The 15,474-nt window shown below is 67.1% G+C and carries 8 protein-coding genes and 3 pseudogenes; 1 reads left to right on the top strand and 10 read right to left on the bottom strand.

From position 1 onward, the window contains the following. Positions 1–635: 635 nt before the first annotated feature. On the bottom strand, positions 636–2,153 hold the full coding sequence (locus tag OG965_RS38840) for an ISAzo13 family transposase (RefSeq protein ID WP_371657177.1): 1,518 nt from the start codon (positions 2,151–2,153) through the stop codon (positions 636–638). Positions 2,154–2,527: 374 nt separating this feature from the next. Here OG965_RS38840 and OG965_RS38835 point away from each other — a divergent pair, with 374 nt between their 5' ends. Then, positions 2,528–3,733: an IS110 family transposase gene (locus OG965_RS38835; protein ID WP_371656770.1), complete on the top strand. Its 1,206-nt coding sequence runs from the start codon at positions 2,528–2,530 to the stop codon at positions 3,731–3,733. A 102-nt stretch (positions 3,734–3,835) separates the two neighbouring features. On the opposite strand, the gene OG965_RS38830 is transcribed toward OG965_RS38835, so the two are convergent. The 9 genes and pseudogenes from OG965_RS38830 to OG965_RS38790 form a co-directional block, all read right to left on the bottom strand. Then, a complete protein-coding gene (locus OG965_RS38830) occupies positions 3,836–4,024 on the bottom strand; it encodes a hypothetical protein (protein WP_371656769.1) in 189 nt (62 codons plus the stop codon). 230 nt (positions 4,025–4,254) lie between these two features. After that, entirely contained in the window at positions 4,255–5,118 is an 864-nt protein-coding gene (locus OG965_RS38825) for an HNH endonuclease family protein (RefSeq protein WP_371656768.1), read from the bottom strand. 805 nt (positions 5,119–5,923) lie between these two features. After that, positions 5,924–6,328 (bottom strand): DDE-type integrase/transposase/recombinase, encoded by a 405-nt coding sequence (locus tag OG965_RS38820; protein WP_371656767.1) that lies wholly within the window; start codon positions 6,326–6,328, stop codon positions 5,924–5,926. Between the two features lie 84 nt (positions 6,329–6,412). Next, positions 6,413–6,625, bottom strand: a pseudogene (locus OG965_RS38815) (IS3 family transposase); the annotation flags it as partial. Positions 6,626–7,189: 564 nt separating this feature from the next. After that, positions 7,190–8,398: pseudogene (locus OG965_RS38810) on the bottom strand (ISAzo13 family transposase); the annotation flags it as partial. Between the two features lie 542 nt (positions 8,399–8,940). Next, entirely contained in the window at positions 8,941–9,702 is a 762-nt protein-coding gene (locus tag OG965_RS38805) for a hypothetical protein (protein ID WP_371656766.1), read from the bottom strand. Between the two features lie 363 nt (positions 9,703–10,065). Continuing rightward, positions 10,066–10,944, bottom strand: a complete 879-nt coding sequence (locus OG965_RS38800) for a geranyl diphosphate 2-C-methyltransferase (protein WP_371656765.1) — start codon at positions 10,942–10,944, stop codon at positions 10,066–10,068. Next, on the bottom strand, positions 10,941–12,254 hold the full coding sequence (locus OG965_RS38795; protein ID WP_371656764.1) for a family 2 encapsulin nanocompartment cargo protein terpene cyclase: 1,314 nt from the start codon (positions 12,252–12,254) through the stop codon (positions 10,941–10,943). Before OG965_RS38795 ends, OG965_RS38800 begins: the two co-directional genes overlap by 4 nt. Before the next feature lie 1,323 nt (positions 12,255–13,577). Further along, a pseudogene (locus tag OG965_RS38790) lies at positions 13,578–15,065 on the bottom strand (NF041680 family putative transposase). Between the last annotated feature and the right edge of the window lie 409 nt (positions 15,066–15,474).

Below are 15,474 nucleotides of genomic sequence, written 5' to 3'. Positions count from 1 at the left end.
GTAAGCGGATAGCCGCCATGCTCATCCCGGAGTTAGCTAAAGACCCCGGTTTCGATGTCATCTGTCTGCTTAACGACGCTTCGGCAACGATTCGCTTGCGCTCGTCTTCCCGATCCCCACCTGACGCCTCTTGGACGCCTTTTCCTCATCGCTCACCACGACAGTCTTCGGCTAACGCGGCATGAGGGGGTTTGAAGCCTCCTTCCGCAAGGCGGCTTCGAAGGGCCTTCCTTCATCTCTCGCACAGCATCGCTTCCAGAAGCTGTCCTACGACCAACTCCCTTTCGCGTTCAGGACACAATCAGCAAACGCGGCATGAGGCGGTTTGGAGCCCCCCACCGCAGGGCGACTCCGAAGGGCCAAGACCTTCATCGTTCGAGCAGCATCGCTTCAGATCGCTCTCCTACACGAGCCCTCCTCTGCGTTCAGGACACACCGAAAATCTTGGAAGACCCGAATTCATGACACTCCCGTAGGAGACGGCCCGGGTACGCTGGTGAGATGGCGGTAGGCCTCTCGCGCGACGAAGCGCTTGAGGCATCTGAAGATGTCCTTCGTCTTGAGTCCTTCGAGGGTGGGCTTGATCCGCTTCGAGAGGACGTTCGCATCGCTAATGCCTAAGGGCTTGCCGATCATTAACTCGTCGTTTTGATCTTGCTGTTGGGCTCGCCGATTTGGGCGTGGACCCGGGCCTGGAGGGCCGTGAGGGCGGTGGGTGGGGTCGTTGCTGGTGGGATGACGATGCCGTGTGCCTTGAGGAGCCGCCGGATTTTCAGAAGTGTGCGGTGCATGGCGGTGCGGCTGCTGGCGAACAGTACGGCGAGGGGTTCGGCGGCCAGGGCGACCCGTAGGTGGAGCACGGTGGCCAGGATCTGTTCGGGGAAGGAGAGCCGGGGCGGGCGGCCGCGCCGGGTGTCGCCGTCAGGGGCCAAAGCCTCGGTGAGGTCGTCCAGTTGCTGCCGGGACATGCCGGTCAGCGCGGGATCGGACAGCAGGGTCTGATTCCACTCCGGCTCGGGTGTCTGCGGGGTCCGGGCCGCCGGAATTGCGGGGCGGGGCTGGGGGTGAAGGGCGTAGTTCCAGTCGCCGTGGAAGGCGTGTCGGGTCAGTGGCAGAGCGGCCATCTCCGGGTCACCGATGCGGACGCCGGTCGGGTAGGTGTTGGTGTCAAGTGCGGCACCCACGCGCAGTCCGGTGCGGGTGGTGGTCGCGGCGATGGTCTGCAGGATGACTTCGTGGCTGGTCAGCGGGCGGCCGCGCCAGTTCATGGTGATGTGGGAGAAGAGGCGGTGCTCGATCTTGTTCCACTTCGATGTGCCCGGCGGCAGGTGGCACACGGTGATGGTCAGCCCGGTTTCGGCGGCGAGCTGGGCGAGTTCGAGTTTCCAGGAGCGGGTGCGGTAGCCGTTGGAGCCGCCCGCATCAGCGGTGATCAGTAGGCGTGTCGCCTGCGGGTAGGAGCCGTGGCCCTGGCCGTGCCACCAGCGGCGGATCGATTCCACGGCGAACGCGGCGGTGTCATGATCGGTGCCGACGTTGACCCAGCCGGTGTTCGCCGCCAGATCGTAGATTCCGTACGGGATGGCCTTGCCCAGCCGCGTGTCGATGAAGTCATGGACGTGCACCGGCACCGGGTCACCAGCCGGCCGCCACTGGCGGCCGTGGTTCTTGAACTCGCCGACGAGTTCTTTCTTCTTGGTGTCCACGCTGATCACCGGCTGGCCGGCATCCCGATGCTCGCGCGCCTGCTCGTTGAGGTAATGGAACTGGGCGTCGCGGTCCACGTGCTGGCTACCCTCGAGGGTCTTGGCGTTGGCCTGGAGACTGAAGCCTTCCTCCCGCAGCAGGTCAGCGACGGTGTCGGCGCCGACTTGGTGCCCGGCGCGGGTCAGCTCCCTCGCGAGGGAGCGGGTGGACTTCACCGTCCACCGCAGCGGCGACATCGGATCACCCCGCACATCCGGTTCAACCAGAGCCAGCAGGGCAGGCCGCAGCCCGAGGTCGACATCGGCGGCCCGCCTACGGCCCCCGCCCGGACGCCGCACCCGTCCCAACGGATCTTCACCGGCCTCGAGTTCGAACACGCCCTTACGCCCCGTCGTCTCACTCGCCGCGGCTGCCCGCGCGACGGCCCGCACCCCTCCATGTCCCAGCCCTCAGGCCTCCGCGGCCATCAACAGCCGCCGCTGTCGCTCGTCCAGATGCGGGAACAACACCGCGAACTTCACCGAGAGTTGGACACGAACCTCGTCCAGGATACGCATACCACACCCTTAAGAATCAGTAGTGGTTCGGGAGGACCAGGCACGGCTGATACCACACTGCTGGACAATGGCAGCGGTCCGGGAGGACCAGGCATGGCTGATGCCCGGCTGCCGTTGTTGTGGCTTTCGTTGAATGGCCACCTGGTCCTCCGGGACGCTCTGTGTTGCTGATTGAGATCTGCGGTCATCGCTGGTTAAGGGCCTGCTGCGGAGTGTTCCAAGGACCAACGAGACGCTGGTCAGCACGGAACGGAGCGGCAGTGATGGACACCCGGCATGAGCGCTTATGGGTCGGTATCGACGTCGGGAAGGGCCACCACTGGGCGGTAGCCATCAACGACGTCGGTGAGGCCGTCTTCTCGCGGAAGGTCCCGAACGACGAGACGGAGATCCTCCAGCTGATCGCCACCGCCTGCGATGCGGCCGAGCACGTGCAATGGGCCGTTGACCTGCGGGGCAAGACCGCTACCCTGCTGTTGGTCCTGCTCACCGCGCACGGCCAGCAGGTCACCTACGTGCCGGGCCGGAGCGTGAGCCGCGCTGCCGAGGGCTACCGCGGCGAGGGCAAGACGGACGCCAAGGACGCCCTGATCATCGCGGACATGGCACGGGTCCGCCGCGACTTCAGCACGATCGCCATCCCGCCCGAACAGGTCTGCACCCTCCGGCTGCTGACCGCCAACCGGCGCGACCTGATCGCCGACCGGGTCCGCCTCGTCAACCGGATGCGCGACCTGCTGTGCGGCATCAGCCCGGCCCTGGAGGCAGCCTTCGACTACGCCCGCTCGACGGGTGCGGTCATCATGCTGACGCATTATCAGTCCCCGGCCGCTCTGCGGCGCACCGGCGTGAAACGGCTGACCACATGGCTTCAGCGGCGCAAGGTCCGCAGTGCCCAGAACATCGCGGAGAAGGCCGTCGCGGCGGCGGATCGGCAGCACACCGCCCTGCCGGGCGAGACCCGCGCCGCGGCCCTCCTGGGCGAGCTGGCCCGCCATCTGCTCGCGCTGGACGAACGGATCGCCGCCAACGACCGGGAGATCCGCGAGACTTTCCGCGCCGACGACCGGGCCGAGATCATCGAGTCCCTGCCGGGGATGGGCCCGATCCTCGGCGCCGAGTTCGTCGCCATCGCCGGAGACCTTTCGTCCTACCGCGACGCGGGCCGCCTGGCGGCCCACGCCGGCCTCGCCCCCGTCCCGCGCGACTCCGGACGCCGCACGGGCAACCTGCACCGGCCCAAGCGGTACGACCGCCGTCTGCGCTGGGTGTTCTACCTCTCCGCCCAGAGCGCCATGATGTATCCCGGCCCCTCCAGAGACTTCTACCTGCGTAAACGGTCCGAGGGCCTGCGGCACGTCCAGGCAGTCCTGGCTCTCGCCCGCCGCCGCGTCGACGTGCTCTGGGCGATGCTCCGCGACCACCGCCCCTACGTACTCACCCCACCACCCGCCCCGGCAGACAGCTGAACGTACAGAGTCCTCTGGGGCTTGACCGGTCATTGAGATTCAACGAATCCCAGGACGGGAAGCAACACCTTAATGATCGGCAAGCCCTTAGCTTGAAGTGGTTCACTCGAACTCCGGAAGATCGATTTGACCAAGGGGAGTGCCGACACCGGACGCCGACTCCTCAAGCGGAATATTGACGTTCAAGTCTACTGGGATTGGGGAGTCATCCGCACTGGCGCCGGCAGCGGTGAGGAGGATGGAAAGGGCCGCAGTTGCTCCGGCAACTGCGAGCTTTACCGTGATCTTCATATTGTTTCTCCTGTCTGAGGGGTTGCTGGGGGGTACCGCCCTCCGCGCGAAGTCCACGCCGAGTACGAGAAGTTGCGAGTTGCCGCGTGAGTAGACGGTCAGGCACCTGTCCGGAGAACGCGAGACTCTCAGTGCGAGTCGCGGTGAAGGCGAACAGCTCCAACGCCGTCGCCACCGGCAGACCTCTCGACCTCTATCACCCGGTCTAACAAACCACCGCCGCGTCGCCGCTATGAGTGGCAGTGGCCCAGGATCTGCTGGAGCTTGTTCTGCTCCCCCGCCGTGACGCGCAGCCCGTAGTAGTCCTTCACACCGATCCAGGCACGGCTGTACGTGCACTCGTAGCCCTTGGGCAGCCACTTGTCCGGGCCCTTGTCGCCCTTGTCGCGGTTGCTCCATGTGGAGACCGCGATGAGCTGCGGCGAGCCGCTGAGGTCGTTGGCGAAGGCGCGGCGCTTGTACTCGGGCCAGTCCCGGGCGCCCGAGCCCCACGCGGCTCTGAGCGGCACGATGTGGTCGATGTCGACGCGCAGGGGGTTGGTGACCGTCAGGTCGTCGTACGCGCTGCGCCAGCGGCCGCCCACCACCTTGCAACCGTCCTTCAAGGTCGCGGGGATGTCGGAAAGGGCCTTCAGGGCGAGTTCGCGCGTGGAGCACTTTTCGGCGCCGTGCAGGACCCAGCAGCTCTTGCCGCCGAACGCGGTCCGCTGGAATCCCTTGCTGTCGAAGGTCCCGACGTCCAGCTCGGCGAGCATGCGCTTGGCGTCGTCCAGGTCGGGGAGGTTCCTGGGCCACTTGACCACGGCGGGAGGAAGACCGGTGGGGAGCGGGGCGGGGACGAACGCGGCGGTGCCGGGTTCGTGCACCGCCCCCTGGCCCGAGTCGGTCGACGGCAGCCGGTCCTCCTCCGGGCCTTCGCAGTCGAGCTCGTCGAAGTTGAGCGCCGCGCTCCGCGGCTGGTCGGCCTCCGGCCGAGAGGGCAGCGAGGGCCGCGACGGCGGGGACGCGGCCTGGGCGGCCACGGGGAGCAACGCCGCCGGAAGCACCGCGACGAGCAAGGCGGAGGTGACGGCCAGTCCCCTGCAGCGGCGCATGAGTTTCTCCTTACGTAGCACGGCAGCCGGGTGTCCATGCACCCTCATGAGGAATTTGACCACCCACAGATAGTGCGAACCAATTCTTGCGATATTTCCCTCATTTGATTCCGAACCCTTCGACGGAGGCAGGGCGACCGCCTCTGTGCGGCCGTCGTGGAGCAGGAGGCCGCTGCCACGGGACCAGCGGAGGTCCCCTCGCGAGCGCTCCCGGTGTTCGGCGTGCAGGACGGTGTCTCAACGTGTCAGCAGGCGACAAGACCACTGACGGGGGCCCTGCAGTCGGCGTACCGGGCCGTGTGGACATGTGGGCTTCGAGCAGCCGCTTGCCGATGCCCCTCACGAGGAGAACACGGGATACGAGGCACAGCGCTGCTGTCTGCCAGATGCGGCAGTCGGTGAGGTAGGTGCTCTACCAGACAGGAAGGTCACCGAAGCCGTTGGGGCCGGGCCGCGGCCCGGCCCCAACTGCCGGTCCAAGATCCTTCCGCGGATGGCGGCGTCGGAGGCGCATCGGGCGTAGGGGCCGCCCTCTGCCTCGACGGCCACACCGGTGGCCCACAGACTCGGCCTGGGGAGGATGCCGCTGGCGGAGAGAGAGCGGCTTCATGTACTGGGCGGCCCGGCCGGGCAGGGGCAAGCGAGATTAGGGCAGCCTGGAGCTCTTCGTGGGCCTTGACCCCGGATTTCGAACACGTCTATGCGGCTCGGGCCAGGGTAGTTGGTGTTGGTTGGAAGGCGTTCTCGATGGCGATCGGAGACCGCTGACCGAGCCGGGAATATCGACGCCGGGTGTTGTATCGGGTCAGCCAGTGGAAGGCGTCGAGTCGTGCCTCGCTCGTTCGATCATCCCGTCCGGCCCTTGAGCGTCCCTCTTTTGAAGGTCGCGTTGAAACTTTCCGCGGCGGCGTTGTCCGCGCTGGACCCAACCGCGCCCGTGCTCTGCCGAACCCCTGCTGACCTGCATGCTTCGGCGAATGCCCGACTCGTGCGTTGCGGTCCGTGATCGGTGTGCATCGCCGCCCTGGGCCAGGCTCCCGCGAGTCCGCTCGGCGGCTGCCAAGGCGTCGATGACGAGCTCGGCGCGCAGGTGGTCGGCGATCGCCCACCCGGCCAGACGGCGTGAGGCGAGGTCGATCACGGTCGCGAGGTAGCGGAACTTCCCGCCGCCGGCCAGGTAGGTGATGTCGCCGACGTACTTCGTGTTCACCGCGGCCGACCGGGTCCGGCGCCTTCGCCGCAGCCGGGTCCGCGATGGTGGTCCGGTGCCAGCGACGCAGACGGGCCCCTCGAGGCCGATGGCCCGCATGATCCTCCCGACGCGCTTGAGGTTGACTACCTGGCCGTCCTCGTCGCGGAGCTCGGCGGTAATCCTGGGGGCGCCGTAGGTGCCGTCGGATTCGTGGTGGAGCTTGCGTATCCGGCCAGCGAGCTCGGCCTCGGCCGCCTGACGGGCAGCGCGGGCCGCAGCGGTGCGGCGCCAGTAGTAGAAGCTGGACCGGGCGATGCCGAGGATGGTGCACAGCCGCTTGACGCCGTAGCGGCGCTGGTGGTCGGCAACGAACTGGCAGCGGTTCAGAGGAGCCGAAATTTAACTACTGCTGGGTTTGATCTCGTTGTCGTGGTGTTCGATCACGCTTTTCAGGGCTTCGAGTGTGCGGGGCGGGTGGGTCCGTGGGGTGAGGGTCGGGGTGAGGTCGTTTCCGGCGAAGGCCAGTAGCGGCCTGCTGGTCATGGCGTGGTAGCTCAGCGTGTTGCGGTCGCGGCCGAGGATCTTGCCCATCAGAGTCAGGGTGACGGTGTTGCGGCTTCTGAGCAGGGCGACCAGGACGCGGTGACGGTGGTCGAGGATGCCGAAGCCGGGGTTGCGGCCACGCCGGTCGCGTCCCTCCCTTTGCCGCTGGGTCTCGGCCAGGGCCTGACGGCACGGTTCGAGTTGAAGGACGAGCTCGTCGAATACCTCGCGTGTCAGCCCGGTCAGGGCGGGGTGGGTGAGGAGGAAGGTGGCCTCGGCCGGAACCGGCGGTCCCGACTCGTCGTAGGGCACCGCCGCAAGCTGCTGGTCAGGGCTCTGCGGGACGATGGTGTAGTTCCACTCGCCGTGGAATTCCTCGCGTTCGACGCGCCGGTCGGCGCTCTTGCGTTCGGCCCGGGAGAGCACGCGGCCGGTGGGGTAGCTGTTCTCGTCCAGCATCGCCTTGACGGTCAGTCCGGTGGTGGTGCGGGTAGCGGAAATGGTCTCCAGCAGTACTTCGTAGCTGGTCAGGGGCTCGCCACGCAGGCTGTGGGTGATCCGGGAGAACAGCCGATGTTCCACTTTGTTCCATTTTGAAGTTCCCGGCGGGAAGTGCATGACGGTGATACTCAGGCCGCACTCGTCGGCGAGGCCGGCCAGCCCCATTTTGAACAGGCGGGAGTCGGCCGAGTTGGCTCCTCCGGCATCGGCGGTGACCAGCAGGCGGTCCGCGCCGGGGTAGTCGAGGATTCCCTGGGCCTTCCACCAACGGTGCGGGGACTCCACCGCGAACGCGGCGGTGTTGCGGTCGGTACCCACGTTCACCCAGCCGCTGTCGCGCCCCAGTTCATAGATGCCGTACGGGATTGCGACCGGAGTGTCGGAGTCGATGAAGTCGTGGTCAGGGGCGGTGATCGGCTTGCCTCTGGGCCGGTAGGTGCGGCCGGGGCGGGCAAAGTCGCCGATCGGCTCCTTCTGTTTCGCGTCCACGCTGACCACCGGCATCCCTTCGGCCAGGAAACGCTCAGCGGCGGCGTTGATGTGACGGAACTGGGCGTCCCGGTCGGGCACCTGACTGCCGGCCCGGGTCTTGGCCATGCCCCGCAGACTGAACCCCATCGACCGCAGTAGACCACCGACCACCGGGACACTGACAGGATGCCCGGCGTCGTTCAGCTCCCGGGACAGGTCCCGCAGCGAGGCAGTGGTCCAACGCAGCGGGGATACCGGATCACCCAGCTCACGCGGCTCGATCAACAGCTCGAGAGCCGCCACCAGACCAGGGTCACGTTCGGCGGCGGACTTGCGTCCACCGCCGGGCCTGCGCACTCGCCCCAGCGACTCCGCGCCATCCGCGAGTTCCCCACGCCCTCGCGCGATGGTCGACTCCGAGACCTCCGCCACCCGGGCCACGGCCGTGCTCCCGCCATGGCCCAGCGCCTCGGCCTCGGACGCCAGATACAGACGACGCTGCCGCTCGTCCAGGTGCGGCAGCACCACCGCGAACTTCACATCCAGTATCGCCAGGACTTCATCTGGAATCATCACAACAGCCCAACTACCACATAAAATCGAGCCACTTACCCGAATCCGGCAGTAGTTAAATTACGGCTCCTCACCAGCGCGTCTCCCCTGCGAAATACCGGGCCGCCTTCCGGGGAATGTCCCGTTCCCCTCCAGCTCACGAATCCTCTTCCGCGCTACGGCCGGCTCGGCCTGAACCACCTCACCGCCTGTCTGTGGTGCGGCCTGGGGTGCGGAGTGAGCGCCGGGGCGGCGCCCGTCAGCGGCCCGGGTCCGGTTCCGCAGCGTCTCGGTGTTCACCCCAAGTCGGTCGCGACCGACTTGGGGTGAACACCGAGACGCGACTGGTACACCGCGACCGCGTCCGCCTTGAACTCGGCAGGGTAGTGCTTCCCCACAAGGACTCCGTTCTCCTGGACATCAAGATCCAAGTCTCTCCGGTGTCCAAAATCTGGGGGCAGGGCCCATCGTCCGCTGCTTGGCACGGTATGCCGCACGTGCGCTGTGCGGGATCACCGTTAGCGGATGACCCTGTCGAGAGCCGGGGGTGGCCCGGGTTTTGGTCAGCCTATGGCTTCGATCCTTTGTAGGGCGAGCTGGAAGGCGGTGGGTTGGATTTTCAGTGCGCCGCTGAAGGGGTAGTTGAACTGGTAGACGATCAGGAGCATGACGCCGACGGTGAGGGTGAGTGCGCAGGCCGCGCAGGCTTGGACGCGGAGACTGCCGACTTCGAAGAGGTAGATGAAGCCGACGGTCATCAGGGCTCCGAGTAGCAGTGCTGCCCAGAGCAGTACGGGCACTCCGGCGGTGGCGGCTTCGTTGACGCGCTCCCTGCGTGCGTCACCGAGTTGTCCGACGGCTTCGAGGACGACTTGATAGCGTGCCTGGTCGGCGCCGCTGGTGGGCTGTCGGGTGTTGATGAAGTCACGCAGATCAGTGAAGAGGGTCCATGCCGTGGGGCTGTCTTTGCCCTCTGCAAGCAGTGGCCATTCGTGGTGGATGACGGTGGTGGTGTAAGCCTCGGTGCGCTGGATGAGGGTGGTGCGGTCGGGCTGCGGAAGGGATCGGGCGTACCAGGAGATCTGGAGCAAGGCGTTGGTCTCGGTATAGGTGTTGGCGTGCTCGTGGGAGCGGGTGTCCCAGACGCCCACGACGACCATGGCAAGGACTACGGCGTAGATCACGCCGATCTCCGCGTACACGAACCCGAGAACCTCATTGTGCCTTTTGCGGGATGAGGCCGGAATGACCCGGGCAAGGCCGTAGACGGCAGCGGTGGCCGCTGCGGCTACGGCGATGAGTAGCACGACTCCGAGCACGGGCATAGCCCCTCCCCAATTGCGGTGGCGGGTTCGAACGGCCGAACGCAGCGGAGCGGTCTCTTGCCTGGGCGGCGGGGGGCAGGGCAGGGCCTAGCGCGACACCAGGTCCAGGCTGGGAGAGAGCCGCATCATGCAGGTCCACTCAGCCACCTGCGCACCGGTACTGACACAGCCCTCGCGTCGCGCCGATGCCGGGATACCCCGGCCTTCTTTGGCTCCAATGCGGCGGCAGGCCTGCTCCTGCTGCGGTCATGCGCACGTCGCCCCGCTCGGACGATGGTTGTCTGTGCACTGTTGTCGGCCGGGGGTTCCCCGCACGATTGGCAGTTCCCACGCTGGCCGCGCGCCGGCTGATGTTCGCGGTGGTCAGACGCGGTCGGCGGCGATGAGGAGGTACTGGAAGCTGCCGTCCTGGTAGGAGTTGAGGAAGGCCTCTTCGATGCCGGTGGTCAGGGATGTGGTGGCGCGCAGTTCCCAGTAGGGCAGGGTCTGGGGTGTGAGGTCGGTGACGGTCTGGGGGACGAGGCGGTTGTCGGCCATGGCCCGCAGGTAGTCGCGGCGTGAGTGGATGTTGCATTCGAAGTGGGCGTTGATCTGGGACACCCACTTGGAGGGCTGGCCGTAGACAGGGTTCCAGCAGCCGGTGATGGTCACGTACCGGCCACCGACGGTGAGGATGCGGGCGTGTTCGGCGAAGAGGTCGTGCAGGTCGACGTACATGCTTGACTCGTTGTTCCACGAGGCCGTCACCTTCCCGCTGGTGAAGGGCATGGCGAGCATGTTGCAGACATGAGCGCGGACGAAGGCGTCGATGTGGAGCTCGCTGGCGCGCTGGTTGGCGAAGTCGGCCTGCTTGGTGGAGAGGGTGACGCCTTCGACGGTGCAGGCGAAGCGCTGGTGGGCCATGACCATCGTGCCGCCGCGGCCGCAGCCAGCGTCCACCAGTGTAGCGTCGGGCTGGATCGGGCCGAGGTGGTCCAGGAGCAGGGTGGCCTGGGCGGACTCCAGGTGGTGCAGCTCGGCGACGAGCCGTTGTTCGCGGTCGCTGTCGTGGGGGTCGCCGAGCGCTGTGTGGTTGACGGCTCCGATGCCGTAGTGGTGGTGGTAGAGGCCGTCGACGTCGCCGAGGCGCAGGTTGACCGGCCTGGCTTCGTGGTTCCAGTAGTTGGCGATGTCTTCCTGGTAGGGCGTTGCCGGGCCGGGGATGGCTGCGCTACCGGTGGTGGATTCGGCTGTTGCGTTCACTGTGGGGCTCCTTGTTCGTGCCAGAAATCGGGCAGGCTGTAGCGGTAGGTGTTGGTCTGGTGCCAGTGGTGGTTGCCGTCGACCCACGCGGCCACGCCGCGCAGGAAGCGGGTCACCTGCGGGACGGGGCAGGCGAAGGCCAGGGCGGCGGCCTCGGCTTCGAAGGTGCGCATGAGGTCGTTGTGGATCTCGACGCCTTTGAGGTAGGCCTCGCGCTCGTCGAGGTTTTCGCGCTCGGCGAGTACCACGGGCAGGTTCAGGTGCCGGTCGGGGCTGGTGAGTTCCTTGGTGTAGGAGTAGAGGTCGTTGACGATGGTGGTGGCGTTGGAGGCGAGCGCGATGACCCGTTGCATGGCCGGCTGGGCGTGGAGGTCGGCGGGCAGTTCGTAGCCGCCGATGGTGTCGGTGATGGTGGGACAGGGCCGGAAGTTGTTGAACTGGCGCATTGCCAGGTACTCCCACACCTCGGGAACGGTGTCCGTCTCGGCCCACGCGGCCTCGGCGAGGTATCCCAGGTGCAGACGGGCCATGTCGTGCCGCAACCGGTCCGCCTGGGAGGCACGGGCGGCTTGGAGGAAGTAGTCCATGGCCGAGCGGTAGGCCCGCCGCGGAGCGTCACTGTGGAGCAACTGGGCCCAAGGCGCCTGGTATTCCTGCGTGGTGTGCAGCGGATCGAGAGCGGTGTGTGCCAACAGAAGGCGTCCACCGAGGCCCACCGGCGTACCCCCGTGGTCCTCGCAGTAGCAGTCGTCGACCGCGTTCTCCGCGGCCATCAGGCGCGTGGCGATCATCAGGTGGTCGATGGTGGGGGCGTCGGGGTGGCAGGCGACCATGTAGCGGCCCAGCGAGAGTCCGTCGAACTGGTCCTCCCACTCCGGTGGATACAGTTCGACCTCGTTCACCGCCCAGTCCTTGATCCTTCGGCTGACCTCTGTCACCCGCACTTCGTCGAGCTCGGGCACGGGGTGGTAGTAGAGGCCGGGGATCTCCCGGCACGGCGTTGGCGGCTGCGTGCGTCGCGCCAGGTGCAGGCTTGTCGTGCCGAGTCCGCTGGGGCTCCGCAGGAGGCGTTCCAGGGCGTCGGGATTCATGCCCGGATCACTCCGATCTCGCCCCTCCTGCAGGACCGTGATGTCAGTCTGGCCCGGCATCGAGGAGCGCAAGGTGTCACCCCCTTGGAGAGGGCCCTGGGTGGGTGGTGAAACGGGCTCGCTTCGACTGTCGGCTTCAACCGGCGCGGCAGCCTCAGCTTCTGCCGCGCTATGCGGGGCCGGTGTCGACGGCACGGGAAAGGGGGCGGGGAAGGACATCCATGACTCCTTGGGTGGGGCGCGCTGTGTGCGCAGGCTCACTACGCCCGGGAGGGCCCGGGCCTTTGTGTGTGGCGTGCTGTCTCGCACGCCGGGAACGGGCCGCCCAGCAGGTGGGGCAGGCGCACTGCGTATGCGTGGATCCGCGGTGGCCTCGGCTGGGGGCGGAAGCAGACGCACCGTCAATCGCCGAGACAGCGAGCGAAGACCGGACTTCTCCATCGGCGAGGGGTATTGGGTTGGTGGTTGCCGGGTTTGAGGCAGCAGTCGTGGTGGGGATGGTATGCGCGTGTCGATCCTGATGGATCTGCGGGCTGGTGTTCTGGGTCCTTCAGTCGTCTCTTTCCTCCAGGGCGGTGGTGCGCGTACGGGCCCATGACCGCATGACAGAGGCAGTACACGACATGAGGGAGCACTCCCGATCCAGGAGCAGGGCGAGGGGCGGTGGCGTGCTCAAGCGGCGACATCCTGCGTCACGTGTGCGTCGGTACGGTGATCCTGGCTCCTTCGGGTTTGTCGTGCGTCCCACATGCAGGGGGCATGCGAGCCACAGGTCGCCTGGTCTGAAGCGCCAGGCCGAGAGCCGCTGGCCGGAGCCGATTTCCCCCATCGGGGCTGACGTCGGTGGGCGGGGATCCCGCCGTGTGATGGCGGACACGACCTGGGTCTCGGGGATGGCCGTCCCCCCGACGCGGCAGTCGAAGCGCGGGCCGACGCATACGGCCGCCTGCGCTGCCCGGTGGTGGTGACACCCGGTCAGCTCTGTACCCCTACCGTGCTGGTGGTCGCCGCCCGCACTGTCGGCTCCTGCCCGGCATTCCCGGTGACCAGCGACTGCTCGCCGGGGTGTGCCCCGTTTGCCAGAATGCGCAGCTCCGCCTCGCCTCTCGGAGGGCCGGCACCGGCCCGGACGAGGCGGCTGTGGTTGAGGAGATGCTCCGTATCCATCGGATCACCCGCTGTGAGTCTGTGCGTGAATGGACACCTGACGCCTTTCGCGTCACTGGTATAAGCGCCTTTTCCAGGCTTACAGCAGAATCGATAAACCTGCGATGACACGATCGGGTGACGAGCGGTCCTGATGGAATCGAAAACAGTCGAATGACACCTGAAATGTATCGCATCGTTTCCGTGTGAATTCGTGGGCGGGAAGGCTCGCGTCGGCATTCACTCTGCGTCGCCTCCTTTTTGCGACGGCGTACGCTGGCGCTAAAAGAGAGAGGGGTGGGTACGGCCTCGCCACACGAATTCCGCGGGCAGTCGAGCACCCCGGGGAAGTCCGTGACCGGGACACGGTAGCAACACACGCCCTGAGCTTGTCGTTTATCCGGTGCGGCGTGGTTTGGTACCGATCTTGTGGTGGGTCGGTCGGCGGTGAAGTGTGCCGGTGACCAGGAGCAGGCCCACGTCGTAGCGTTCGGCGGGGTGGTGGTTCTTCGAGCCGGGTGGGCATCCGGGGCCGGGCCGGGAGGGTTTGGGCGCTCCGGCCGGCGTTGAGGTCTTGGCGCGCAGGTGTCGGAACCCGCGCCGGACCCGGGCGGGCGTGAGTTTGTTCGAGGGGACGGGTCGTTCCCAGGGGCGTCGCAGGTCGACGGCCAGGGGGCGGGCGAGGCGGAGCTGCGTGTAGGCAGCGATGATCAACCAGGTCCAGTTGTCCGCGGCTTCTGGAGCGCACAGTTTCGGAGCGGTCCAGCCGAGGGTCTGCTCGATCATCCTGAAGAAGTGCTCGATGTCGAACCTTCTCAGGAACGCCTGCCAGGCCAGGTCGGCATCCGCCGGAGCGGCCGCGGGCCGTGACCACCACAGCCACAGGGCCTTGGGGTCGCCGCCGCTGGGCAGGTGGTCGACCTGGAGGCGGATCACGGTGCCCTCGATGACGGGGAGCTTGCCGGGGTGGTCCCGCCAGGCGGCACGCTGTTGCAGTTCGGGGTGGAGCCGGCCCTAGCCCTGGGCGTGGGCGGTGCCGTAGCGGGTGGTGGCGGTCTTCGTCTCCGCGTCAGGGGCGCCCCAGGTTCGGGCGTCCTTGAAGATGAATTCGCTGCCGTGCCGAGGCGGGTGGCCACCCTGGGGATGGGCGAGGTAGTACTCCTTGCGGGAGGGCGCCGGGCGGCGCATGACCCGGTCTGAGCGGAGACGTCCGAGGAGTTCGACGGGGAGGTCCCGCAGAAGGTAGGACAGGCGCATCACGTCGTAGCCGGCGTCGACCACAATCCACACCAGTGGGTCGCCCTCATGCCACTGGCCTGCTGTGATCAGGCGTCCGATCAGATCTCGCACTTGGTGGGCGGTCACGGCGGCGAGGTCGTCGCCCGGCCGCAGCCGCACGGCGTCCAGGGGCGCGGTCCACGAGGAACGGCCCGTCTCCAGGGCAACGATCCACGAGCAGGGCCACCCCGGGATCATCAGGTGCTTGTTCTCGCCCCGGCCGTAGGTATGGCAGAACGAGCGGGCATCGCTGGTGGCGGCGTCGGGCCGCAGCCACGGCGAGACGTCCACGGCCAGGACCAGACGGCCGTCGGCCGCCCGCGGCAGTGGCACCGAGGCCAGCACTCGCCGCAGCCGGGCGACCTCGATACGGCCCTGGCTGAGAGCGCCGTACAACGTGCCGTACAACGCGCCGTGCCCACGCCGGTGCTCGGGTGCAAGGGCGAGTCCGACCAGTGTCTTCACCGGCCCGTCCGCGCACAGCAGCGCGTCGGTCAGCTCGAACAAGGCGTCCGCACGTCCGGTCAAGCAGCCGTAGAAGTCCGCCCGGAAGCATGACAGTTGCCCAAGCGCATCCTGCGGAACACCCACACACGGCACACTCATCCCTACGGCCTTCCTGCTGAGCGGTGTATCTGTGACGGAGCACAGCATCAGCGGAAGGCCGTTCCCACGTGCCCTGATCTGGACAAACCCCACTCACGTGTGAAACACGCTCGAGTCCGGACCATAAAGGACAAGCTGAGGCGGCCGACGCGCACCGCTCAGCCTTCCGCTGCCCGCACTCCGGATGCTCTCCCCTGAAGACATTCCCGCGTAAATACGACAACTAGGTTGGTGTCCAGATGCGGGTCTCTGGTGGTTTCGCAGGTCAGAGGGAGCCCATGATGCGGCGACGCGCTCCAGTGGGGTCAGTCGGGGCAGGGGTGAGCGGCCCTCGGCGGCGGGTGCTGAAAAGCTTCCCGTTCTCCGGGGCTGATGTGGCACCCGGCGGCGGAACCTGGCGTGGGCGGGT

Source organism: Streptomyces sp. NBC_00224, from assembly GCF_041435195.1.
In the GTDB taxonomy this organism is placed as follows: domain Bacteria; phylum Actinomycetota; class Actinomycetes; order Streptomycetales; family Streptomycetaceae; genus Streptomyces.
Note: the sequence above shows the minus strand (reverse complement) of the source record. Positions and strands in the feature narration are given on the sequence as shown.

What these genes read in the sequence shown, in the direction of transcription:
- OG965_RS38835 (WP_371656770.1), top strand. Translation starts at nt 2,528, where the DNA reads ATGGACACCCGGCATGAGCGCTTATGGGTCGGTATCGACGTCGGGAAG.
- OG965_RS38830 (WP_371656769.1), bottom strand. Translation starts at nt 4,024, where the DNA reads ATGAAGATCACGGTAAAGCTCGCAGTTGCCGGAGCAACTGCGGCCCTT.
- OG965_RS38825 (WP_371656768.1), bottom strand. Translation starts at nt 5,118, where the DNA reads ATGCGCCGCTGCAGGGGACTGGCCGTCACCTCCGCCTTGCTCGTCGCG.
- OG965_RS38805 (WP_371656766.1), bottom strand. Translation starts at nt 9,702, where the DNA reads ATGCCCGTGCTCGGAGTCGTGCTACTCATCGCCGTAGCCGCAGCGGCC.
- OG965_RS38795 (WP_371656764.1), bottom strand. Translation starts at nt 12,254, where the DNA reads ATGTCCTTCCCCGCCCCCTTTCCCGTGCCGTCGACACCGGCCCCGCAT.